Source organism: Flavobacterium limi (genome assembly GCF_010645075.1).
GTDB classification, from domain to species: domain Bacteria; phylum Bacteroidota; class Bacteroidia; order Flavobacteriales; family Flavobacteriaceae; genus Flavobacterium; species Flavobacterium limi.
The window spans coordinates 39613-63239 of record NZ_JAADZV010000013.1; the positions used below are offsets into that span (position 1 = coordinate 39613).

Here is a 23627-nt window from a genome sequence, read left to right on the forward strand (position 1 = left end):
ATAACTTATGAACGTTGAAAACCAGCAGGAGCTTTACCTACTAGTAATGAATGCGCCGGTGGGTATTTGCGTCCTTGATGCCCAAAACCTTGCCGCTGAAATCGTAAACGACAGCTTTACCGAGCTGGCCGGCAAATCCCGCGAAGCGATCATTGGCAACTTTTACTGGGACACCTTCCCCGAAGTGCGGCACTCCTACGAAGCGGCAATGGCCGGCGTGCTAGCCGGCGGACAGCCCTACAGAGCCAGTGAGTCAGAGCGTACAGTAATAAGAAACGGTAAGGAACAGACCATATATATATCTTTTGTGTACAATCCCCTTAAAGACAGCACAGGAAAGGTAAAAAAAGTTGCCGTTTGGGTAATGGACACTACCCTTCAGGTGCTCCAAAGGCAGAAGGCTGAGGAAAATGAGCAATTTGCCCGTAGCATTTTTTACAATTCCCCTGTCGCAAAGCTGGTCTATACAGGACCGGAAATGGTATTGCGGGAAGCCAATGAGAAAATGCTTGAAATATTCGGGCGCGACGCTTCCATTATCGGCAGGCCCATAATGGAAGCGGTTCCGGAGCTCAGGCAAACGCATCTGTTCCAGGCCTATCACAGGGTGCTGAGCACTGGTGAGATCCATACCGAATCCGCCGCGCGTATCATGTTTCTCAAAAACGGCTCCCCTTATTACGGCTACTATGATTATACCTACAAGCCGCTCTGCGATATGAAAGGTGAAATCTACGGCGTGATATGCACAGCAATTGATGTTACTGAAGAAGTAATAGCTCGCAGCAGACTGCAGGAAGCCGAGCAGAACATGAGAATCGCAGTCGAGCTTGCGCAGCTGGGCACCTGGAGCATCGATGTCGCATCAAACGGGCTCACCTATTCCGACCGCCTGATAGAATGGTTTGGCTATGACCCTGCCGCTAGGGACTACAATGAGGTCATTCCGATCATAGCCAACGAAGACCGCGAACGAGTAGCAGAAGCGGTGGCTTGGGCACTGGACCCGCAGTCTGGAGGATTATATGACCAGACATATACGGTCATCCATAGGGTTACAGAAAAAAAACGAATCCTGCACGCGCAGGGAAAAACTGTTTTTGACTCCCTGGGCAGCCCGCTGCGTATGAACGGAACAGCACAGGATATCACCATCCAGACGGAACTGCAGATGGAACTGGAAAACCAGCTCCAGCAGCGGACCGAGGAGATCCAGGCTGCAATGGAAGAATTAAGGGCTATTAATGAGGAGCTTGAACAGACCAACTTGCAATTGACCCATTCCAACCTGGAACTTGGACAGTTTGCCTATATCGCCTCACATGACCTGCAGGAACCGCTCCGCAAAATCAGCACCTTTTTGGAACGGCTCCAAAGCAGAATCAGAGAAAACCTGGACGAAAAATCGCAGGCCTATATCGACAAGATAAATGACGCGGCAGATCGGATGGGCAGGCTCATCCGGGATCTTCTTGCCTATTCAGCCCTTCCCAAAGATGAGACAGCGTTCGTGCCAGTAAACCTTGAGGATACAGCCCGCGAAGCACTGGAAGATTATGATGTGCTGATCGAACGTACAGGCGCAGCAGTTACATGGGACGCGCTCCCTGTCATCAAGGGGATTCCCCTGCAGATGTCACAGCTCTTTTTTAATCTGATCGGCAACGCGCTGAAATTCATACGCCCCGATGTGCAGCCCAAAATCCATATACTGGGCACTGCTGCAACTGTCCAGGAGATACAGTCAATGCATCTAAACGAACGGCTGTCCTACCATAAAATCCGGTTCACCGATAACGGCATTGGCATGAAGACAGAAGATACGCATAAAATTTTCAACATCTTCCAAAAACTGCACAGCAAAAGCGAATTTGCAGGCACCGGAATTGGACTGGCCATGTGCAGGAAAATTGTGCAGAACCATCATGGCGAGATCGATGCAGGCCGTAGCAGTGATAACGGCGCGGTCTTTGACGTGTACCTCCCAAAGGACAATTAATAATTTTCAGGGGAGAGCACAGAGGGAAGAAAAACTATGGCAGTTGGCTCCCAGCAGTCTTCCATGGCAAATGGGACTGAAAATAATCAGTCCCTGCGGGAAATATTCTTATCCGAAAGAAAAAAAATATCTTTAAGCGGGTTCATCAGCGCTTTTGCCCAGTGCATTGTGAAAACTTTTTTCAGGATTAAGACAAAGCCGGCAAAAGAATTCGGCTTTTGCACGTAAAGATCTGCTCCATGGCTGAAAGCATCCTCAATATCCTGAGGGTGGCCGGAGGTGGAAAGCATAACGGCAGGGATATCCTTCAGGTCCTGATCACTTCTTATCTCTCTTAGCGCCTCCTTGCCTCCTTTCACAGGCATATTGATGTCAATGAAGATCATATCGGGATTTGGTTCTGCATCATCCTTCAATCTGTCAAGGAGCTCCTGGCCGTTGTCCACAGCTGTAATGTCTGAAGGAATCTCCGCTGCATCAAGGGCTTCCTTGAATAGTTCCTGATCATCTTTGTCATCATCAGCCAATATAATTTTCACTGGCTCGATTTGATTTGGCTCTTTACCGGACTTAGCTAAGTTTTTAGAATTCATCATATTGAAGAGGTATTGCAGTTTCCAAAAGTACTATATAAATGATTACAAAGCGCATTTACACCAAATATATATTAAAATTTAAAATGTTTGTTTTTACGCCCCTGCCGGTCGGTTAAAAGACAGTGCAAGGGCTGTCCTGGATACGCGCAAGGCCCATTGATGTGCGTTCTGTATTTGAAAACGGCCCTCAAAAGCTTAAAGACGCGCATAAAAAAGGTTCCGACACTCCAGCCCCGATAGCAGTGAAATCCTTTTATGCCATGGTTTGGGACAAAAAACTGGGACCAATAGCCGGAAGAGCTCCAAAAATATCGACCGTAGGCACGCGCTTCGAACCGCTGCTATAAGAGGCAAAAGAATTGGTTAAGCCCAACTGTTTTCCACATCTTTCCAGGAGAATAATTAAAAGCATATATTGTCTGGTTACATTAAGCTCGCATTATCCAGTCCTAGATAATCTTGTAATTTTTGCCCCAAAAGGTGTAAATAATCCTATACTTCTTTTTTTTGATATAATGCCCATGACCGATTTACAAGTTATAAAATATTATGAATACATTGAAATGAAAGCAAACATATTACTTCATGCCATAGTAAAACAAAAACACTGATAAAAAATAATATTAGATTACACTATATTATTTATTAAATTTACAGGAATCAAGCACAAGGCATTAAAATAAGCCATTTTATTGTCTTATTAAATATCTCACAATTGGACAACCAAAACCCTACTTACTTTTTTCTTCAGAACGGTGGTGAAACCGCTGAAATTATCAGAAATACGGAGTGGTCAAAAACTTCTATCGGCAGACCGGAAAGCTGGCCTGAGAGCCTGAAAAACACACTTTCAACCATGCTGTCTTCCAAATTCCCGATGTTTCTATGGTGGGGAGATGATTTGATACAATTTTATAACGACTCATATCGGCCAAGTCTTGGCAATAACGGAAAGCATCCTACGGCTATGGGGCAAAAGGCAGTAGACTGCTGGCCAGAGATCTGGGACTTTATCTATCCCCTGATTACTAAAGTTTTGTCAACTGGGAAAAGTGTTTGGTACGAAGATCTTCTGCTTCCTATTTATCGAAATGGGGAATTGGAAGATGTATACTGGACTTTCAGTTACAGTCCGGTTCGAGATGACAGCAGACATATAAAAGGCGTACTGGTAGTTTGTAATGAGACGACTGAGAAAGTAAATTACAACCGAATTTTAAAACAAAATAAAGACGAACTTGAATTTGCCATCAATGCTGCCGAATTCGGTACATTTGACTTTAATCCGGAAACTAAAAAATTTTCTGCTAATTCAAGGCTAAAGGAATGGTTTGGACTCATGTCAGATGAAGAAATTCTTTTAAGCAGCGCTACAGCTTCAATAGCTGAATCGGACCGACAAAGAGTCATTGACTCGATCAATCTGGCATTACAGTTTGAATATGGTGGAAAGTTTGATATTGAATATAGTATTATAAATCCTAAGACTAAAGTCACAAGAATTGTACATGCACTGGGAAAAGCATGGTTTGATCACACTAAAAAGCCTTACCGCTTCAACGGAACACTTCAGGATATCACTAGTCATAAAAACGCCGCAGAAGAGCTTTTAAAATCAAGGCAACTAACTGATCTTACCATTAAAAGTATGGGACTCGGGCTTTTCAATGTTAATTTTGCAGACAACAGTATCGACTATTCGCCTGAATTTTCAATGCTTCTTACAGGTAAAGTTAAAAAAAATCTGAAACGGAAAGATTTCTTAAAGTATGTGCATCCTGAAGATCTGTCCCTTCGTGCCAAAGCAGTTAAAAAGGGTATAAACACCGGTACCTTCTTTTATACCCCAAGGGTGATATGGGATGACGGAAGTGTTCACCGCATTGCTGTGTCAGCGGCAAGAATAATAAATTCCAGCGGTAGTAATAGTATATTTTCAGGCACTGTGGCCGATATAACTGTACAGGAGCAGAACCGCATTGCGCTAGAGCAGGCCGAATCAAAATTACAGCATGCCAAACGTGAAGCTGACACACTGTTTCAGAATGTAACCGACAGTTCTCCAACAGGTTTATGGCTTTCCAATAAAGAAGGTGAACTGACTTATTTTAATAAAACACTGATCGAGTTTACCGGCCAGACAGGGGAAGAACTACTCAATGGTGGCTGGTCTTCGGTAATTTTTAAAGAAGACCTAAAAAATGCCATTATTTCATATACGGATGCTATTGCCAGAAGAGCACATTTTGATGTGCTGTTCCGTGCGAGGAAGTTTAGTGGAGAGATGATCTGGTGCAGAGCTGCGGGAGATCCCTTTTTGGATGCTGATGGCAACTATGCAGGATATGCAGGATTCTGTATGGACATGGATGAAATTATTTCGGGCAGAAAAGCGATGGCCGAAAGCCAGGAACGTATCAGTTTGATGATTGAGCAATCTCCGGTTGCAATCTGTCTTTTTACCGGTAGTGAGATGAAAATTGAAATCGCCAATGACATTATGATAAGTTACTGGGGAAAAGACAAATCAGTAATTGGAAAACCAATGGAAGAAGGCGTCCCTGAGCTCAAGGGGCAGCCTTTCATGGAAATCCTCAGGGACGTTTACCGCACCGGCGAAACATACTATGGGCGTGCCATGCCTGCTGATCTTAATGTAAAGGGCAAACTTAGCACCTACTATTTTGATTTTACCTACACTCCTATTCGTGATTCCAAAAACGAAATCTACGGCATCATGGACATTGCCATTGACATCACAGACCAGGTTGCCGCCGCAAAAAAGCTTGATGAAACCAGAGCCGCACTTGCAGGAGCTATCGAGCTTGCAGAACTAGCAACATGGAAACTAAACCTCGACACTGGGATGATCACATGTTCTCCCCGGTTTAAACACTGGCTGGGGCTGCCTGAACACAACTTACCGAAAGACGAAATTTTTTACCTGATTGCCGAAACACACAGAGAAAAAGTAATACACTCTATCAACGAGGCATTGCGACCTGAATCATCGGATTTTTATGATTATGAATTCCCTATTATCAATAAAATTACTGGTCAGGTACGGATTATCCATGCGAATGCGCAGGTGCTGCATAACAAACTAGGTGTACCGGAATACCTGAGCGGAACTGCACAGGATGTGACCAAAGAACGTGAGCTGCAGGAAGAACTTAAATTTAAGGTTAAAGAGAGAACAGCAGAACTGCATGCAGCTAATACCGAACTCGAAATAAACAATCAGGAACTAAAACAATTTGCTTATATTGCCTCGCACGATCTTCAGGAACCTGTACGCAAGATCAGTATTTTTACGGATATGCTTAAAAACAATCTCGAAAAAAATCCTGAAAAAGCAATGACTTACATTGAAAAGATTGTGGGGTCAACTCGCAGGATGGAAAACCTTATTAAGGACGTATTGGGGTTCTCGCAGCTTTCAGGTATTGCCAAAAACTACGAATCTGTCAATTTAAATCTTGTGATGCAAGACATTCTTTCTGAATTCGACCTTATGATCGAACAGAAAAATGCCGTTATAAAGGTAGAAGACCTTCCTGTAATTGAGGCCATACCCCTCCAAATGTCGCAACTCTTTACTAATCTAATTTCAAATGCACTCAAATACAGTAGAGCTGAAGTGGTTCCTTATATCATCATTAGTTCTGAAATGCTCTCTGAAATTAATAGGCAGGCCATTGCTCCGGACCTGATAGCAGGAAAATATTTCAAAATTACGATTACAGACAATGGAATAGGATTCAGCCAAAGCTACTCCGAACAAATTTTCAATATCTTCCAGCGTCTGCATGGAAAAGATGAGTTTGCAGGGACAGGAATCGGACTTGCTATGTGCCGCAAGATACTACAAAACCATAGCGGACAGATTACTGCCAATTCTATGGAAGGAATTGGCACATCCTTTATAATTATAATTCCCCTGTACCAGGAGAAATCGTGACTTCATTTTTAAATAACAGGGAGAATTCTTATATTTGCCTTTCTTATGCCCTAACTTAATATGAAGACAGTTTTATTAATTGATGATGATGCCGAAGACCGTGAAATATTTTCAGACTCCCTATTATCACTCCAGCTTGGAGTTCGTTTTGAAGAGGCTGAAAACGGATTTGAGGCACTTGTAAAACTGAATTCTGCTGGTTTTAAAAAGCCCGACCTCATATTTGTGGATCTTAACATGCCGGTTATGGACGGCAAACAGTTCCTGATTCTAATCAAACAGGACAAAAACTTAAAAGATATCCCGGTGATTATATATTCCACTTCTTCAAGCCTCGGAGATAAAGCTTTTGCCCTGGAACATCAGGCTGTCCTTTTCATGACCAAACAATATTCGATAATCCAGCTGCAAAAAGAGCTTAAACAAACCATTAATGATTTTTTGAACCTTTAATAATCCGATTAAAAATACAGTAATGAGCATTAGTGCCACGTTAGAGATATTTACATAATTATGTTTTTTTGATCTTTGCAGAGTGACCAAAAAATTAGAAACAATACAGAGTTTAAATGAGCTATTCCTATTTAATCACGCTAGATTCCATCTTGAAATTCAAGGCATAAAAAAGTGCGAAGTCAGAAGACATTCGCATTCTAATTATAAGAAATATTTCTTGTGCATTCTATTAACCATGATAGATTTTGTCAAATATTGCTGCCAGATTTGAAGGCTCTTGCCTCCAAGCACTAAACATGGTAAGCCCTCTTGTGTCAGGTATGATTTCTAATTCATCTGTTTCCACCCTGTCCATTATTATTTTTGCTACGTTATCCGGCTTCGGCATGTCCCAGTCACTTCCCTTGTTCATATCTGTGTCGATTGCACCTGGATTTACTATTTGTATCATGACTCCTCTTTTTGATAATTCTGTACGGACAGATAATGATGCAGAAAAAAGAGCCGCTTTTGAAGCTGAATAACCGGCAATCGAAGGAAATGGCGAATAGGCAACAATTGATACAATATTTACAATCTTTGAAGGTGCATTTTTTTCTAAAACTGAAGCAAACTGCCTCATCATATCCACTGTTCCGTGGTAATTGGTTTGCATATCTTCCTCCATTCTACTTTTTTCTCCTTCTAGAATTGTTCCCGGGCGGAGCGAGCCTGCATTATTGATGAGTATTTGAACATCTCTAGTTCGTTCAAGAATTTCAGCAATTTGTTTGCTGTTTGTAATATCTAATGCTAATGGCACTACCCTATCGTCATCAAAATCAGGTATTTTACTGATATTTCTCGAGGTGGCGTAAACTTTTGCTGCGCCTTTTCCCAATGCTGCTTTAACGAGTGATTTTCCAATTCCTCTGTTTGCACCTGTGATCAATATTACTTTGTCTTTTAATTTTTGCATGTCAAATTTATATTAATGTTATTACACAAAGATAAATTGACATTGAATCTCATAAAATCTGATACTTGCTGCATTATGATAATCTTAATGCAATTGCTTAGTGTGCTTTATAACTAATGGACATTCCGCTAATCTGCTTCATTAATTATAAGATACAACATGATAACCCGATAACTGCATTTCTTTCAAGATTCAAATTAAACACTAAAATAATTGTATGCGCCCTATAAACAGTTATTCTGAAGTTACTGATAATACAACAAATAAATTATTACTAATACCAAAAATAAACCTATCAAAAAAATCAGATGACTTAAAAGCGAACGGAAAAAGACCTCGATTTTACTTAATCTGTTAAAAAATTGAAAATTTGTCCAGTAAATCAAAATGACATCCAGCACTGTGAGGCCTTAAAAGTATTTAGAATAATATATTCAATATAATTATAGCCCTTATTCTTAAAAGCTATGAAAGTGCCAAAAGTGTATAATGGAATTGTTAGTAAGGTAAACCAGGAATAATGCTTAGCCATCCAATTATTGAGATCGGAATTTAATCTTGGAGCCCTGCTCCCGGTCGTATCAAATAGGTTAATCTCAAAAGAGTGATATAACAAACCATAAACAGTTGCCAATACTATCACTAATGAAATAGGCTTAAAATGTTTAACCCTTTTTCCCTCAATAAATTCCCTAATAGAATGACCAGGCCTCAAATATAGTTCTTTAGCCGAGAAGTTATTCCCTTGTCAAAATGAAACAAGCCATGCTGAATATCATGCCATAGAAAATGCACGTTCAATTTGTGCGTTTCAGCAGACTGACCGCAATTATTACAGAAATTACCGCTGAAAACCTGATTGCAATTTTTACATGTCATAAACAAAATTATTCAACTTTTTTATATTCGAAGGTTCCAAGCTGTTCATACGTGATAACTCTTTTTACGGTGTCAAAATAATCGATACGGAATTTCACTGGAATTATAGTTGAAGTAATTGTCAATTCTGAATTGTCTTTGGATAATTTCCACTTTCCTTTATGGGTTTCGGTGCCATTGATACTATGAAATTCACCGTTATCCAGGAAGACCTGATAGACCTGGTCTGTTTTAAAATAGGAAGTGATATCCTTCTCTTTACCATGTTGAACCCACTTTACCAACTGCCATTTTCCTAATAGTTCCTTTGATGTTTGGGCGCTTGAGAAACATGCGGTCATTAAGATCAAAATTAAAAGTAATCTTTTCATAATTAGCTTTATTGATTATGAGCGTTAATTTACGATTTTTTTTCTTTGTATTTCATAGGTCCATTTATATACGCATGCTTTTCAATTCCACTATTTGAAGAGGTTTTGTTATCTTTTCTTCCTTCTCAGTTTTTACTAAAACCGAATAAGTCCATTCAACAAATTTTTCACATCAATTTTTTCAGTAAAATTTGAGTTTTTACTTTACACAATTCTCCGTGTTACGCCATAAATTTTGTAAGCGAAAACTTCTATCGTATTTATGTCATTTTGAATTTGGATATAATTTTTAGCAGGGTTTGCAATTATTCTGATATTCGACGTATTAAAGTCAAACTCATCAAAATCCAATGGGACTCCACAATTATTCTCACAACCATCCAGAATAATATTTATCAATATATAGTCATGGCACAAAACCCACTGCCTCCCAACGACAATAACTACCCACGAAGTTAGACATATCACCACAGAACGAGGTTCATATCATAAAATGTTATTAAGAATAATTTTTAATTTTTCAAAACTATCTGGTTTTGCTATGTACCTTGCAGTAATGTTATTTTTTAAAAGCCACGGAACCATCAATTCTACATTTGGCGTTGACATCATAACAACTTCGATTCCTGAAAGCTTCTGATCAGCTTTCAGTTGTTGAATAAATTCCAGTCCGTTTATTGAAGGCATATTATAATCTAGAAGAATCAGATCCGGCAGTTTTTCGCAGGAGCTTAAGTCTGCCAATGTTTTTGCCGGATTAAACGAGCTCCTGCATATAAGATCTTTGTTTAATGAATTGATAGCCTCAACAAAAATTTCGATATCGTCGTTATCATCGTCCACCACCAGTATTTCTTTACTTGACATAAATTTTTTTATAAGTACTATTTATAATTAGAAAGATATACGAATCTTCTGCTGATAAGGTTTTAAAATTGTGAAATTAAGTTATTTTTGGTACGCAATCCATATCTGGTTATAACTCTGTCACAAAAATGGCTAATTTATATCCTTTATAAGTTATACTAAATTTCTCCAGATATGCATTATAGTAAAATCCTTCTTAATAGCACCTTTTGATGTATTATGTAATTGCACTGCAACATGAAAAATCAAATCCAGGAAATGGCAGGCATATGATAGCTATTTTATAAATCGAAATCATTATTCTGTAAAAAAAGTGCTACTATCCTTTTTACATTTAACACAGGACAAACTCAGAAGAACATTGCAGCCGGCAGATTTGTTATGGGACACTCCTTAAAAAAATGATAGCAAAATTTAATTTAAAAATAAAATGAGGAATTTAGATACACCGGAAAATTACAGTCAGAATGACAAGAATTTTCAAAACAATAGCATAGGTAATGAGGAACAGCAAAAAGCAGCTACTAATACAGAGCACCTTTACAGAAAATGCCGAACCTGATTACGGATATGATTTAAGCGCCCAAGAGATCAGCAGGGAATCCGGTCACAAAAATTCTGTAGGTCATCGTAAGATTACAAATTCAGCCCCTCAAACAAGTGATCCAAGCAGCAATCCTTATGATTCAGAAAATCTCGACAACGAATCGGACAGTGAATCGAAAGATATAACCGAACAAGACATTGAAGAGGATCTTATAAATAATGATCCGTCTGAAGGGTTTGAAACTCAAATTGATACACCCCTGAGCGATGAACCAGAAAAACCAGTGAATCAGATCTGGATAATCCCGTCAACGAGGAATTCGAAATTGGCGAACTTAGCAATGAGGAACTTAAAAACGATGAACTCATCCGGGACGAAACAGATCATGGTGCATTCCAAAATAATAAACCTTCCCAGCGAAAATTTTAATGTATTGAGATTTGTTTTGGAAACCGGGTCCTAAGATAAAAAAACTCCCTTCAACAGTTACAAAGGGTTTAGCTATTGGTGAATCTCGATTGGTAATAATAAAAATGACTTTCAGCAACTTTGTGATGGATTAAATCAAAGATTCAATATTATTCTTATATTCGCTTAAAAAGTTTCTAATTCCACAAAGCCCGTTAAAAAGTTATACTGCTGCCATTTTATGGCTGGTATATTTTGTTATTTGGCATTAACAAGACACCTTATTAAATGAGAAAGTTTAAAAACCTAATATTCTTAGTATTACTTGCTGCATTCTCTACAAAAGCTTATGCGTGTTCCATTGTTTACTACATAGACAATAAAACGGGAAAAATATATTTTGCCAACAATGAAGATTATTGGTACGATGTAAAACCATACATACAAATCGTTCATAGTTCAAAGAACGAGTTAGGAAGAATTTGGTATGGCTGGGACAATTTTGGACAGGGAGGTATAAATGAAAAAGGATTAGTGATAGACGGAGCAGCAACACCAGAACAAAAAATTCCCTTGGGCTTCTCTCCTGCAAAAGGCAATATAACAGACGATATACTGGCAAAATGTAGTTCAGTAGATGAAGCAGTCCAATATTTAGAAGAAAAAAAAATTGCACTAAATAATGCACACATTTTATTGGGTGATAAAAATGGTAAAGCAGTAATCATAGAATGGATAAATGGAATTAAACAAATTGTTTTAATTAAAAATAACCGACTTGTAGCGACAAATTACAATCTTTCTGATACAAGTCAGACTGAAATGACTTGTTGGAGATATCCCATAATTCATAATGGTTTAGACGAGCTGGATCTTAGAAAAGATACAATAGACCTGAAAGCCGTTGGTAATGTAATGGCAAAAGTAGTTCAAGCTCCACAAAAAAATTCGACAGGCAAATTAGGAGGAACTCTTTATTCTACATTTATCGACCTGACAGATATGAAATTTGTCTTAGTTTACAAGCTTGACAATTCAAAAATTCAGAAGTTAGACATACTAAAAGAATTACACACAGGAAAAACAAGAAAGATTAAATTGGAATAGAAAACGAATTATTATCTGGACTAATAATCGCTAGACTATTAAATTTGTAATATTGGAGATTTATATCGTTTCTTAACCAGAAAAAAATCAAAGATACTATAGTAATATCAAAACTAATTTACTCATATACTAGACGAAAACAATATAAATGCACGCTAAACAACACCATTAATGCGAAAGCAGCCAGAAGACCCGCTTTTCTGCATTTAGGAATCGCCAACAAAACTGCTGTGAGGATTTCAAATGTTGGTACTGACCATGAAATTTCTCCTGCAAAAGGATTTAGTAAAGGCGACTGCCCTAACTGTACCTGAAAGTTTTCAAAATCCAATAGTTTGCTGACTGCTGCATAGATGAACAAGAGTATATGCAGATAACAGATTATTTCAATTACAAAAGTTTTAGCATTCCATTTCATAGCTACATTTTACAAGTTACATTATTGAAACAAAATAGTTAACAAATAACTATAGCAAATGTAGATGGGCGTTTTTTAAAAAGTGTTATAAAAAAACAAGCCAAAATTTTTGAAAACGTGCCAATTTCTATTTCTCAGTTTACATGTAAATTTTAATAAGTATACCATTTATTCTATAAGCATCTCTCTTTCAACATATTTACATTTGATAAATAACTTTAAATTATACACAAAATGGAAAATTTAAATCAATACACTCAGGAAGAATTACAAAAATGTCCGTATCATAATCCATTAAATAGTTCCAGAGAAAATCAAGCCTATACTGCAGGCTGGGGAGAAGATGATAACCAAGATGATCCGGGAACTGATCCAGACCCGCGTGAACATGGCAGATCTGACAGACCTGGAGTTTCTGAAAGCACCGAAAGAAGTGACTCTGAAGAAAGATAAAATTTTAAAGTTATAACTTTTTCAAAAGTTAGCCGCAGATAGTCCCATCTAAGTAGAATACAAATTAAATCCCCTTAATTCAGGGGATTTTTTCATTTATATAAAACTAGCTACAAGGTGATATAAAACAAAGTATTAATCTAATATCCCCGAATAAGATTATCAAAATTGTGTGAAATAAAATACTAAACATTATTGTTATAATTAAGAACATATTGATTATTAAAAAATGTTATTATCTGTACTAATTTTGTATCGATACAAAATAAATAAAGGAAATGGAACGGGCAATTGTACATATGGATTTAGATACCTTTTTTGTCTCTTGTGCGAGATTGCAAAATCCTGAATTAAATGGTATTCCTTTGATTGTAGGAGGTGGCGAAAGAGGCGTAGTTGCATCCTGCTCCTATGAGGCAAGGTATTTTGGGGTACGCTCGGCCATGCCTATGCGTATGGCCATGCAGCTTTGCCCGCAGGCAAAAATCATTAAAGGGGATATGGAAATGTTCTCTAATAAGTCCCATGAAGTTACTCAAATCATTGAAGAGAAGGCGCCACTGGTAGAGAAAGCCAGTATTGATGAATTCTATCTGGATATTACCGGCATGGATAAATTTCATGGAAGTTATAAATGGACTAATGAATTATCGCAAACCATTACTAAAGAAACAGGATTGCCTTTGACATTTGCCCTATCTGTAAACAAAACCGTTTCGAAAATTGCAACCGGAGAAGGCAAACAAAAAGGAAATCTTGAAATTCCTCAAAGCATGGTACAGCCATTTCTGAACCCGCTTTCTATCCGCAAGATTCCTATGGTAGGGGAAGTTACTTTTAATCTGCTTTCAAGGCTTGGAATCCGAAATATTGAAAAATTATCCCAGACACCTACCGAAGTATTGCAGAGCCTTATAGGCAAAAATGGACTGGAACTTTGGAAAAAAGCCAACGGAATTGACAACACACCTGTTGAACCTTACACAGAAAGAAAGTCCCTTTCAACAGAGCACACTTATCTTCAAGATACTATTGACATCAAACAGGTGGAATCACTAATTTTAGGAATGGTTGAAAAATTAGCCTATCAGGCACGTTTTGAACAATGGCTGGTTTCAACAGTTGTCATAAAAATACGATATGCGAATTTTGATACGGAGACTGTCCAGAAAAAAATAACTTATACCTCATGTGACCATATTTTAGCCAAAATTGCCCTGGAACTCTTCAAAAAATTATACAATCGACGCATGCGCATCAGAATGGTGGGATTATCTTTTACGGGTCTGGTAAGGGGGACTTATCAAATTAATATGTTTGAAGATACTGAAGAAATGATAGCCCTTTATCAAGCTATGGATAAAATCAAGAACCGTTTTGGTTATGATGCCGTGACACGTTGTGGAGGAAGAAACCTTAAATCAAAAGCAGGAAATATTATCTCCAATCCTAAAGCGCAAAATATCAACCGTAAAGATGAGAAGTAATGTACCTGAACTGTCACACCTATCATTCACTGCGTTACGGGACTATCCCATCAAACGAGCTCATAGAACTGGCTGTTGGGTTTGATGTTACTGCTATGGCACTGACCGACATCAATACGGTTACTGGAATTTACGATTTTGTAAAGAATTGCGAAGCTTTAAACATAAAGCCTTTGGTGGGAATTGACTTCCGCAATCACTGCAGACAATTGTATGTAGGGCTGGCAAAAAACAATGAAGGAATAGCTGAGATGAACCTATTGCTGACAAGGCACAATCTTGATGGTATAATGCTTCCCTATATTGCACCTCAATTTGAAAATGTATTCATCATTTACCCGCTCGATAATGTTCCTGCTGAATTGCAGGAAAATGAATTCATCGGCATCACCGCTGATCAGCTGACCAAGTTGTATAATCCTGAATTGAAATCCAGAATGTATAAAATGGTGGTACTTCAGACCGTAACCTACAGGACAAAAAAGGAATACAACCTGCATAAGATACTCCGGGCAATAGACCTGAATATTATCGGGACTAAACTTACACAGGCAGATTACTGCAAGGTTTCTGACGTGATGATACCAGTAGATGATCTTGTTTCCAAGTTCAGCGATTATCCGGTTATCTTGCAAAATACAAGGAATTTAATAGAGAACTGTAATTTTAAATACGAATTCGGTGTCCCTCAAAACAAAAAACATTACAAAGCCAACAAAAAGGAAGATATCGAATTGCTTGCCAGGCTGGCCCATGAAGGGATGGTCCGCCGATATGGCAAAAACAATACGGAAGCTTTGAAAAGGGTTGAAAAGGAACTCAAGGTAATTGATGAACTGGAATTTAGCGGGTACTTTCTTATTACCTGGGATATTGTACAATACAGCATGCGTCAGGGCTTTCTTCATATAGGCCGTGGCAGTGGTGCCAATTCTATTATTGCCTATTGTCTTGAGATTACCGACATCTGCCCTTTGGAACTTGATCTGTACTTTGAGCGGTTCCTGAACCTGAACCGTAAAACCCCTCCTGATTTTGATATTGACTGGTCCTGGCAGGAACGTGATACAATTCTAAAGTACATATTTGAGAAATACGGTGCTGACCGCGTTGCTTTTTGTGGAACAAACGTTGAGTTTAAACACAAATCCATTTTTCGGGAAGTTGGAAAAGTGTTTGGACTGCCCAAACAGGAACTGGACCAGTTGGCTAAAAATCCGATGGCAAAACACCATAAAAACGAAGTAGTCAATATGGTTCAGCAATACGGCAGTATGCTTTTAAAATACCCAAACCAAAGAAGTATGCATTCCTGTGGGATTATCATTTCGGAAAAGCCGATTACCAATTATTCGGCTTTGGAACTGCCTCCGAAAGGCTTTCCGATTGTGCAGTTTGATATGCATACAGCAGAAGATATCGGTTTTGACAAATTCGATATTCTGAGCCAGCGCGGAATCGGCCATATTGATGATACAGTGAAGCTGATCAAAAAAAACAAAAAAATAACAGTCGATATCCGTGATACTTCCATTTCAAAAGACGAGGCGCAGTGCAACGAGTGGCTCAGCCGGGGCAAGACCATCGGCTGTTTTTATATTGAAAGCCCGGCTATGCGTGGTCTTCTTCGGCGTTTAAAATGTGATAATTATAAAGTACTTGTTGCTGCCTCCTCTATCATCCGTCCCGGCGTTGCACAATCGGGTATGATGAAGGAGTATATTTTCAGGCATAATCACCCTGAAAAGTTCGAGTATTTTCATGAAGTGTTCAGGGAGCAGTTGGGTGAAACCTACGGGATTATGGTATATCAGGAGGATGTGATTAAGATTGCATTGCATTACGGAGGACTCCCTGCCGCTGACGGTGATATCCTTCGCCGGGCTATGAGTGGCAAAGGAAGATCTAAAGAAGCGCTTCAGAGAGTAAAAGATAACTTTTTTGCCTCATGCGCCAAACAGGGACATCCCTTACAACTCAGCCACGAAATATACAGGCAGATAGAATCCTTTGCCGGCTATTCGTTCTGCAAGGCACACTCTGCCAGCTATGCAGTGGAGAGCTACCAGAGCCTTTACCTAAAAGTGAACTACCCTATTGAGTTCATGACGGCTGTTATCAATAATTTCGGAGGTTTTTACCGTACAGAAGTCTATGTGCATGAGGCGAGGATGTCAGGGGCTAAAATTCATAATCCGTGCGTAAACAAAAGCGATGAACAGACCACTGTATATGGGAGAAATATTTATCTGGGGTTTCAGCACTTAAAAAGCCTGCAGGAAAAAGCGATGAATGTGATTGTAAGTGAAAGGAATGAAAATGGCCCTTATCTTTCCCTTGAGGATTTTATCAACCGTGTCCCAATTGGAATTGAAGCGATACAGACTTTGATTTTTATTGACGCTTTCCGGTTTACCGGCAAACAGAAAAACGAACTGCTCATTATTGCCCGATTGATACTTATAAACTTCAAGCCTGAAAACCGCAATCTGATGCTGCTTCAGGAACCCATAAAAGAATACAAACTGCCGGTATTGGAACGTTCTGTCTTTGAAGATGCTTTTGACGAGATCGAACTGCTTGGCTTTCCGGTTTCAGTCACGCCGTTTAATTTACTGCAGACTTCGTTCCGAGGTGATGTAATGGCAAAGGACTTGACTAAACACCATAAAAAAAACGTAAGGATGCTGGCGTATTTAATTGCAAGAAAGCATGTTCCTACCAAACGCGGCGAAATGTTTTTTGGAACCTGGATAGATGCACAGGGTGAATTTTTCGACACGGCCCATTTTGCGGACTGTCTTGCAAAATATCCATTTCAGGGTGGTGGTTGTTATCTGCTCTTGGGTCAGGTTGAAGTGGATTATCATTTCCCGACTATCACCATTTCAAAAATGGCCAAAATGCCTTTTATTGCCGATCCGCGCTATGGCATAACAGATGAGAGGAGGTTCCACACTCAGCAGAATATTCGTGAAGATGTTAGTATGACACATCGCGAGCCTTATCCTCAGGAACATGAATACAGTATGCCAAGATATAAAATGTCACAATAAGACTGAATAGTAATTGTAGACATCAAAAACACCTATCTATGAAAAGGATGCAATTTAGCAAGTTAGGCACTCCAATGCCTCAAAAAGTAAATTTTGTAATTAAATAAATAGATAATATAAATTTTTAATTACAGATATTACAAATTTGAAATGCTATGAAACAGCTTATCATATAAACGAGACTATCTTTATTTTCTAATCTTTATAAATTGTCGTTTAAAAGTATGGCATTAAATTTTACATTATGGAAGTAATCAACGAATATTGGAGCAAAACCCAACATGCAGCTATTGCATTCTTGCCACATCTTTTATCGGCTGTTTTAACTTTGGTTATAGGTATTGTCATCATCAAAATTTTCAGAAAGATAATGATGCGTTTTATCGACAACAAAATATTTGATGCAACTCTTTTAAAATTTGTCATGGATGTTTTGATCTGGGCATTTCGCGCCTTACTTTTTGTGAGTGTCATCACTAAACTTGGGGGTCGAAACTTCGGTATTTTGTTGCAGCTATAGGAGCAGCAGGACTAGCTATTGGTCTTTCCTTGCAGGGTTCATTAGCAAACTTTGCAGGCGGTCTTCTGATAATTCTTTTTAAACCGCTTCGGGTAGGCGACTACATCCAAACACAAGGGGAGTCAGGAACTGTTGCCGCTATCTTCATTTTCAGCACAAAAATAATTACCCCGAGCAACCAGTCCGTATATATCCCTAATGGTGCATTATCGAATGGTATCATAAGAAATTTTTCTAAAGAAATACAGCGCAGAACCGATATTACATTAAGTGTGAATCATAACAGTGAACTTCATCAGGTAAAATCAATAATCGCAGACGTGATAAAAGCAGACAAACGTATCCAGAGCGATCCTGAACCTTTGATTCTGATTAAGGATATGACATCCGAAGCCATTCTTATATCTGTGCTGGCATGGACATCCAATGCTGAATTTGGACTTGTGGTTTCTGATTTTTATGAAAATACAAAAAAAGCATTTAAGCACAACCATATTAGTATTCCCGCTTTTAGTAGGGTAAATTATCATTGAAAATAAACCAATGATAATCCTTCTTAAACAAGCAACCCTTTATCGATTAAGTAAGACTTAGAATTAAGTACGACCAGGTGTGATTATTCAGCAAAAGCTCAGAACCAATAAACTCAGATAAAGAACTCAGTACTCTCTAGTAACTTGACATTTTTAACATATTCTTATAACAGTCTACAATACGGTATTATACGCTTAGATTACGAATCGTTTTTGTGTATGGTTTGTTAAAATAAAAAACCTGTATCATCTAATAATACAGGTTTTAATCAAAATCAAACAAATCTAGGAATTGTATTTTATTATTTTAACCAGGATGCGTTTGCAACAAAAATGCTTCTTTAATAGCTTACACTTTATTCTTCATAATTAATTATTTGATTTTAAGGTGCCTGATTCATCTTGTTGCAAATCGGTCGGAGATTCAGGCTCATCATTGTTTACTGAAGGTTCTAAATTCTCCAAATCTTCTTGATCGGATTTCTCCTCATCAGGGCTGAAATTTCCAGATCCACTGTATTGATTTCTTGCATTAAAATCCTTATCAGAATCTTTTAGCTCGTCTTTTGCAGTATTATTTTTTTGATTTTCCATAACTATATTATGTTTATATGTTCAAGTATCTGGTTTTTACAATACGTTTTAATAATTTAGGGTGTGGTGATCCCTCCTATTGTATCTTTTCGCTGCGGAACAGCATTTGTAGTACCTGTCGATTTTCCTGATTTATTCTTCTTTGACTGGGTATGTTTTTTGCGCACTGTATCGCTTTTTGTAGTGGTCGTTTTCTTGTGCGTACTATGACTACTTGTCTTGTTGTAAGTAGAGTCTGTTTTCGTCTTGGCCTGTTTATTGGTAGGTGTTTCCTGTGACGATGCATATCCACATAATAGCATCATGCCAATAGCTTAAGATTAAATTTTTCATAATTTATTTATTGATTTAATATATTGATTTTGAAACAAATACATTTTTTGTTCCTTGCAAATATTGATTAAAATAGTACATGTTTTTTACACTCCTATCTTTATAATTTATAGTATTCGCATGTGAACGCTCAGACTTGTACGCTGATGTATCCTAAGATAAGGGCTACTATCAAACAACTGAGTACTCAGTTGTCCATATATCAAGATTCAATAGTGCTAATTAATCCTGAGTGTGCTTTATTTTCAAATTCGGAGTGAAAAACCAACAGATTCAAAAAAGTGATGATAACCTTCTGTTTTAGTAAGTTCATAACCTGCCGCAAAATCAAGCTGAAGATCATCATTAAGCTTAAAAGCAAGTCCGCCATCTGCCCATTGATGTCCGTGATGTGCGACCTGAAAATATCCGAAACTTTCAACAAATGCCTGCAGTTTGTCTGTAAGTTTAAAATTCGGCGCAAATGTATAGAAGTATTCGGGCTGTGTAGAATTCCCGTCCCATCTTATTCCGGTATTATAACCAACATCAGCCTTGTCCGATAATTCGTTTCTCAAGACCAAACGAATTTCAGGTGCCAAATGTTCGGTACGAAATTCAGGTGATTCTACTTTTGGCAGTTGCAGTTGCGTAATCAAAGAAATCGCCGGCACAGTGCCTTCATTTTCCAGAATCTTAATTTTTGTCCCAACCTGTAAAGCATGAAGTCCGTATGTATCAGTTTCCCCTTTATCATACAAAAATTCTGTTGTAAGACGCAGTTCTACAGCATTGCCGAGTCCATATTTGCCAAGTACTTCGGGCAGCATAAATTCTGACTCATGTTTTCCTGTCTGCTCGTGCATGATAACGGTTTCAAACTGAAAACGTCCTTTTGGAACCAATGCCGAATTTTCGGTCTGGTCGGGACGGTCTGTTTCTATTTCCTGTGCCTGAACTGCCAGAGAAAAAAGGGCTGCAGAGAAATAGAATAATTTTTTCATGGGTATTATGTTTAGTTACAAATCTCAGAAATGTCGCAACTATATTATTTATATATTTTTCTCCCTGTACTTATATAATTTAAGGGTCTTTTTTCATGCTGTTTAATTTAGTAAATTTGATACACTGACATTAGAACATACAGTAGACCTCCTATTTTAAATATGAAAAATCCGATTTTAGACAATCTTAACCCAAATCAGCTTCAGGCTGTTAAAAGCACTGAAGGATACATACGCGTTATTGCAGGGGCCGGCTCCGGAAAAACAAAGGCGCTGACATCCCGTTTTGCATACATTGTAGATCGTCTGGGTATTAATTCTTCTAATATATTGTGCGTTACATTTACCAACAAGGCCGCTCAGGAAATGAAAAAGCGCGTGAAGGCACTTATTGGTGACACTTTTGATGTAGGTTTTATAACTACTTATCACGGTTTCTGTGTAAGGTTCTTAAGAGAAGAAATCAACAAAATCCATTATCCGAAAAATTTTATCATACTCGATGCGGAAGATCAGAAAAGCATTTTAAGAGAGGTTTTTACCGAACTAAATATCAACTCCAAACATCTGACATTTAAACAGGTTTTGCGATTTATTTCGAAATCAAAAAGCACGTCAGATTATCTGGGTTATATTTTGGAGAACAAAAATTTTAAACCCGATGAAACTGACACTTTATCAAGTCAGGTATTTCAGAAATATCTCGAAAAACAAAAACGCAATTATGCGCTTGATTTTGATGATTTGATTCATTTCACCGTTTTTATTCTTAACCAAAATGCAGATGTGCTTTTAAAATGGCAGGAAAACATGCATTATATTCAGGTTGATGAAGCGCAGGATAGTTCTGAGAGTCAGTTCCAGCTTGTCGAAATGCTTTCGCGTATTCATAATAATTTATTTTTGGTAGGCGATCCGGATCAGACAATTTATGAATGGCGGGGCGCAAAACCGGAATATCTGGTAGATTTCGACCAAATGTTTCCCGATACCCAAACCATCATTATGAACCAGAACTATCGCTCAACGCCTAATATACTCAAGGTTGGCAATCATATTATTAAAAATAATACGGTAAGGGTTGCCAAAGATATGGTCACGGACAATAAGGAAGGGGTCGAAGTAGTACACTTCCATGGAAAAAATGATTTTGAAGAAACGCTTTGGGTAGCATCTGAAATAAAGGAAATTATAAAAAGTGAAAACGCAGCTTATTCTGATATTACAATCCTGTACCGCTCCAACCATATCTCACGAAATATTGAACAGGCACTTATAAAGGAAAATATTCCGTACGCAATTTTTGGCGGTATCCGTTTTTTTGAAAGAAAAGAAATCAAAGACGTGCTTTCGCTTTTGCGATTAATTGTTCAGAGAGATAATTTTTCTTTTTTGCGTATGCACAATCATCCCTCCCGAGGTCTGGGCAAAAAATTTCTTGAAAGACTAAGTTTTCTGGCAGCAGAACAAAACCTTTCCTTACTTACAACATTAGAGAAAAACAAAGACGATAAGGAGCTTGCCAAAAAAGGAGCGGTTGAATTTCTTAATCTGATCAGCGAACTAAAAGAATTTTCTCTGAACAAATCTATATCAGACCTGGTAAAAATAATTCTGGACAAAAGCGGACTTTCGGAGTTGTACCGCAAAGACGGTGACGAAGACAGGTTAGAAAATATTAAGGAGCTTGTAAGTTCGATGCTTTTGATGGAAAAAGAAAACAATGGACCAGTCAACATTTCAGAATATCTGCAGGAAGTTGCGCTTTACACGGATCTTGATGCTGATACCGAACAGCAGGATAAGGTTAAATTGATGACAATCCATATTTCAAAAGGTCTTGAATTTCCTTATGTATTTTTGTGTGGTTTTACCGAAGGAGTCCTGCCAAGCGCACTTTCAATAAAAGAAAGACGGAAACGCGCAATAGAAGAAGAACGCAGACTCATGTACGTTGCTATTACACGCGCAGAAAAACGATTTTACATGACCGATTCAGAAGGATTTAATTTTACGACGGGCTTAAATAAATATCCGTCACGATTTCTTTTTGAAATAAGCGAAGAGTTTTACATCCGAAAAGGCAAACTTTCTAAAGAGATTATCGAAAACAGTAAAATCAAATCTCAAAATCCACAAAGTGAAAATACGCTATTATTCAATGTTGGTGATCTTGTCATGCATCCGGTCTGGAACAAAGGAAAAGTTCTAGGTGTAAATGAAGATAAAAATCAATATACGATCGCTTTTTTGGAAACCGGAAAAGAAAAACCCATCGATTTCAGCTTTCGTTTTTTGACAAGAGTAGATGAAGACAAAACAGACGAAAATCAGGCTGATGATTTTGCAAGTATCGATGATCTGCGCGAAAATCTAAAATCAGCACCCAATCCATTTGAAGAAGAAACAGATAAGGATGAAAAACTTTTTATTACTCATGAAAATCAAAATCCCGATGAAATAGATTCCGGAGCAAAAAAATGATAGCAAAAAGCTTGCACAGTTTATTTTAAATGTAAATGCCCCGATTTTCTTTCACTATCCAATCGTGAAAATTAAACAACTATCATTGAGAATCATATAAAAACGAATGACCATTATCATATAATTTTAGATTAATGATTGCAAGGAGTTTGCAATGAATAAATTTTATTCTATTAACTAAAATATACTATTATGAAAACGTACTATAACGATTATGACAATCATCGTGATACTAACCCAGAAACTAATAATGGAAGTGATTACCAACCATCTGTTGGAGATGAAAACAATCCTGAGGAATTATTGTTGGCAAGTGATAATAATTACACGGACAGCGAATTTTCTAACGCCATAGAAAGCGAAAATCAGGATGATTTGCAACAGGATTTTGATGACAGCCTGGAAGAAGACGATTTTGACGAAAGTGATCCGGAAGATGAGGAGGATTATGATGAAAATGATTATGAAGAATTAGATGATGATCCTGATGAAGAAATAGAACCGGAAACATTTGCAGATGACAGTCAAAAGATTGACTGATTCTCAAAATGTAAAAAATATCCGTACTAAAGCCGATACATTGTTATTGGCTTTTTGAAGTAAATTATTTTCTAAGA

The 23627-nt window shown here is 38.0% G+C and carries 21 protein-coding genes; 12 read left to right on the forward strand and 9 right to left on the reverse strand.

The window, feature by feature from the left end; genetic code table 11:
- The first annotated feature begins 7 nt into the window (after positions 1-7).
- Positions 8-1999 (forward strand): PAS domain-containing sensor histidine kinase, encoded by a 1992-nt coding sequence (locus tag GXM16_RS20690; RefSeq protein WP_163396403.1) that lies wholly within the window; start codon positions 8-10, stop codon positions 1997-1999.
- A gap of 86 nt (positions 2000-2085) precedes the next feature.
- Here the strand turns inward: GXM16_RS20690 and GXM16_RS20695 are convergent, their stop codons facing one another.
- On the reverse strand, positions 2086-2595 hold the full coding sequence (locus GXM16_RS20695; protein ID WP_163396404.1) for a response regulator: 510 nt from the start codon (positions 2593-2595) through the stop codon (positions 2086-2088).
- 715 nt (positions 2596-3310) lie between these two features.
- Between GXM16_RS20695 and GXM16_RS20700 the strand changes: the two genes are divergently transcribed.
- Together GXM16_RS20700 and GXM16_RS20705 are read left to right on the forward strand one after the other, a co-directional pair.
- Positions 3311-6556, forward strand: a complete 3246-nt coding sequence (locus GXM16_RS20700; RefSeq protein ID WP_163396405.1) for a PAS domain S-box protein — start codon at positions 3311-3313, stop codon at positions 6554-6556.
- 60 nt (positions 6557-6616) lie between these two features.
- Positions 6617-7009 carry a response regulator gene (locus tag GXM16_RS20705; protein ID WP_163396406.1) on the forward strand — a complete coding sequence of 131 codons (393 nt, stop codon included), beginning with the start codon at positions 6617-6619 and terminating at the stop codon, positions 7007-7009.
- 232 nt (positions 7010-7241) lie between these two features.
- Here the strand turns inward: GXM16_RS20705 and GXM16_RS20710 are convergent, their stop codons facing one another.
- The 4 genes from GXM16_RS20710 to GXM16_RS20725 form a co-directional block, all read right to left on the reverse strand.
- The gene (locus tag GXM16_RS20710; protein WP_163396407.1) at positions 7242-7970 is read right to left on the reverse strand and encodes an SDR family NAD(P)-dependent oxidoreductase; all 729 of its coding nucleotides are present in this window, start codon (positions 7968-7970) and stop codon (positions 7242-7244) included.
- A 382-nt stretch (positions 7971-8352) separates the two neighbouring features.
- A complete protein-coding gene (locus GXM16_RS23100) occupies positions 8353-8685 on the reverse strand; it encodes a DUF3667 domain-containing protein (RefSeq protein ID WP_163396408.1) in 333 nt (110 codons plus the stop codon).
- A 172-nt stretch (positions 8686-8857) separates the two neighbouring features.
- On the reverse strand, positions 8858-9220 hold the full coding sequence (locus tag GXM16_RS20720) for a lipocalin-like domain-containing protein (protein ID WP_163396409.1): 363 nt from the start codon (positions 9218-9220) through the stop codon (positions 8858-8860).
- Between the two features lie 486 nt (positions 9221-9706).
- Positions 9707-10087, reverse strand: a complete 381-nt coding sequence (locus tag GXM16_RS20725) for a response regulator (protein WP_163396410.1) — start codon at positions 10085-10087, stop codon at positions 9707-9709.
- Between the two features lie 500 nt (positions 10088-10587).
- Between GXM16_RS20725 and GXM16_RS20730 the strand changes: the two genes are divergently transcribed.
- Both GXM16_RS20730 and GXM16_RS20735 read left to right on the forward strand, forming a co-directional pair.
- Entirely contained in the window at positions 10588-11097 is a 510-nt protein-coding gene (locus GXM16_RS20730; RefSeq protein WP_163396411.1) for a hypothetical protein, read from the forward strand.
- 233 nt (positions 11098-11330) lie between these two features.
- Positions 11331-12149 (forward strand): carcinine hydrolase/isopenicillin-N N-acyltransferase family protein, encoded by an 819-nt coding sequence (locus tag GXM16_RS20735; RefSeq protein WP_163396412.1) that lies wholly within the window; start codon positions 11331-11333, stop codon positions 12147-12149.
- 118 nt (positions 12150-12267) lie between these two features.
- On the opposite strand, the gene GXM16_RS20740 is transcribed toward GXM16_RS20735, so the two are convergent.
- Positions 12268-12567: a MauE/DoxX family redox-associated membrane protein gene (locus tag GXM16_RS20740; protein ID WP_163396413.1), complete on the reverse strand. Its 300-nt coding sequence runs from the start codon at positions 12565-12567 to the stop codon at positions 12268-12270.
- 234 nt (positions 12568-12801) lie between these two features.
- Between GXM16_RS20740 and GXM16_RS20745 the strand changes: the two genes are divergently transcribed.
- The 5 genes from GXM16_RS20745 to GXM16_RS20765 all read left to right on the forward strand — a co-directional run bounded on the left by GXM16_RS20745 (position 12802) and on the right by GXM16_RS20765 (position 18616).
- Entirely contained in the window at positions 12802-13020 is a 219-nt protein-coding gene (locus GXM16_RS20745; RefSeq protein WP_163396414.1) for a hypothetical protein, read from the forward strand.
- Positions 13021-13298: 278 nt separating this feature from the next.
- Positions 13299-14507 (forward strand): DNA polymerase IV, encoded by a 1209-nt coding sequence (dinB, locus tag GXM16_RS20750; RefSeq protein ID WP_163396415.1) that lies wholly within the window; start codon positions 13299-13301, stop codon positions 14505-14507.
- Positions 14507-17563: a DNA polymerase III subunit alpha gene (locus GXM16_RS20755; RefSeq protein WP_163396416.1), complete on the forward strand. Its 3057-nt coding sequence runs from the start codon at positions 14507-14509 to the stop codon at positions 17561-17563. Before dinB ends, GXM16_RS20755 begins: the two co-directional genes overlap by 1 nt.
- Positions 17564-17807: 244 nt before the next feature.
- Positions 17808-18083 carry a mechanosensitive ion channel family protein gene (locus tag GXM16_RS20760; protein WP_163396417.1) on the forward strand — a complete coding sequence of 92 codons (276 nt, stop codon included), beginning with the start codon at positions 17808-17810 and terminating at the stop codon, positions 18081-18083.
- Positions 18084-18112: 29 nt separating this feature from the next.
- Positions 18113-18616 (forward strand): mechanosensitive ion channel family protein, encoded by a 504-nt coding sequence (locus GXM16_RS20765; RefSeq protein WP_229684405.1) that lies wholly within the window; start codon positions 18113-18115, stop codon positions 18614-18616.
- A gap of 369 nt (positions 18617-18985) precedes the next feature.
- Here GXM16_RS20765 and GXM16_RS20770 read toward each other — a convergent pair whose 3' ends face one another.
- The 3 genes from GXM16_RS20770 to GXM16_RS20780 form a co-directional block, all read right to left on the reverse strand.
- On the reverse strand, positions 18986-19210 hold the full coding sequence (locus GXM16_RS20770) for a hypothetical protein (RefSeq protein ID WP_163396418.1): 225 nt from the start codon (positions 19208-19210) through the stop codon (positions 18986-18988).
- 56 nt (positions 19211-19266) lie between these two features.
- Complete coding sequence (locus tag GXM16_RS20775) at positions 19267-19515, reverse strand: hypothetical protein (RefSeq protein ID WP_163396419.1); 249 nt, start codon at positions 19513-19515, stop codon at positions 19267-19269.
- A 273-nt stretch (positions 19516-19788) separates the two neighbouring features.
- Positions 19789-20526 (reverse strand): transporter, encoded by a 738-nt coding sequence (locus GXM16_RS20780; protein WP_163396420.1) that lies wholly within the window; start codon positions 20524-20526, stop codon positions 19789-19791.
- 162 nt (positions 20527-20688) lie between these two features.
- Here GXM16_RS20780 and GXM16_RS20785 point away from each other — a divergent pair, with 162 nt between their 5' ends.
- Positions 20689-23010: an ATP-dependent helicase gene (locus GXM16_RS20785; RefSeq protein ID WP_163396421.1), complete on the forward strand. Its 2322-nt coding sequence runs from the start codon at positions 20689-20691 to the stop codon at positions 23008-23010.
- A 192-nt stretch (positions 23011-23202) separates the two neighbouring features.
- Positions 23203-23550: a hypothetical protein gene (locus tag GXM16_RS20790; RefSeq protein ID WP_163396422.1), complete on the forward strand. Its 348-nt coding sequence runs from the start codon at positions 23203-23205 to the stop codon at positions 23548-23550.
- Positions 23551-23627: the final 77 nt, after the last annotated feature.

Bases quoted from the DNA above. Each gene is read 5' to 3' on its own strand.
- GXM16_RS20690 (WP_163396403.1), top strand. From the start codon at position 8: ATGAACGTTGAAAACCAGCAGGAGCTTTACCTACTAGTAATGAATGCG.
- GXM16_RS20695 (WP_163396404.1), bottom strand. From the start codon at position 2,595: ATGATGAATTCTAAAAACTTAGCTAAGTCCGGTAAAGAGCCAAATCAA.
- GXM16_RS20705 (WP_163396406.1), top strand. From the start codon at position 6,617: ATGAAGACAGTTTTATTAATTGATGATGATGCCGAAGACCGTGAAATA.
- GXM16_RS20710 (WP_163396407.1), bottom strand. From the start codon at position 7,970: ATGCAAAAATTAAAAGACAAAGTAATATTGATCACAGGTGCAAACAGA.
- GXM16_RS20720 (WP_163396409.1), bottom strand. From the start codon at position 9,220: ATGAAAAGATTACTTTTAATTTTGATCTTAATGACCGCATGTTTCTCA.
- GXM16_RS20725 (WP_163396410.1), bottom strand. From the start codon at position 10,087: ATGTCAAGTAAAGAAATACTGGTGGTGGACGATGATAACGACGATATC.
- GXM16_RS20730 (WP_163396411.1), top strand. From the start codon at position 10,588: ATGAGGAACAGCAAAAAGCAGCTACTAATACAGAGCACCTTTACAGAA.
- GXM16_RS20735 (WP_163396412.1), top strand. From the start codon at position 11,331: ATGAGAAAGTTTAAAAACCTAATATTCTTAGTATTACTTGCTGCATTC.
- GXM16_RS20740 (WP_163396413.1), bottom strand. From the start codon at position 12,567: ATGAAATGGAATGCTAAAACTTTTGTAATTGAAATAATCTGTTATCTG.
- GXM16_RS20745 (WP_163396414.1), top strand. From the start codon at position 12,802: ATGGAAAATTTAAATCAATACACTCAGGAAGAATTACAAAAATGTCCG.
- dinB (WP_163396415.1), top strand. From the start codon at position 13,299: ATGGAACGGGCAATTGTACATATGGATTTAGATACCTTTTTTGTCTCT.
- GXM16_RS20755 (WP_163396416.1), top strand. From the start codon at position 14,507: ATGTACCTGAACTGTCACACCTATCATTCACTGCGTTACGGGACTATC.
- GXM16_RS20760 (WP_163396417.1), top strand. From the start codon at position 17,808: ATGGAAGTAATCAACGAATATTGGAGCAAAACCCAACATGCAGCTATT.
- GXM16_RS20770 (WP_163396418.1), bottom strand. From the start codon at position 19,210: ATGGAAAATCAAAAAAATAATACTGCAAAAGACGAGCTAAAAGATTCT.
- GXM16_RS20775 (WP_163396419.1), bottom strand. From the start codon at position 19,515: ATGATGCTATTATGTGGATATGCATCGTCACAGGAAACACCTACCAAT.
- GXM16_RS20780 (WP_163396420.1), bottom strand. From the start codon at position 20,526: ATGAAAAAATTATTCTATTTCTCTGCAGCCCTTTTTTCTCTGGCAGTT.
- GXM16_RS20785 (WP_163396421.1), top strand. From the start codon at position 20,689: ATGAAAAATCCGATTTTAGACAATCTTAACCCAAATCAGCTTCAGGCT.
- GXM16_RS20790 (WP_163396422.1), top strand. From the start codon at position 23,203: ATGAAAACGTACTATAACGATTATGACAATCATCGTGATACTAACCCA.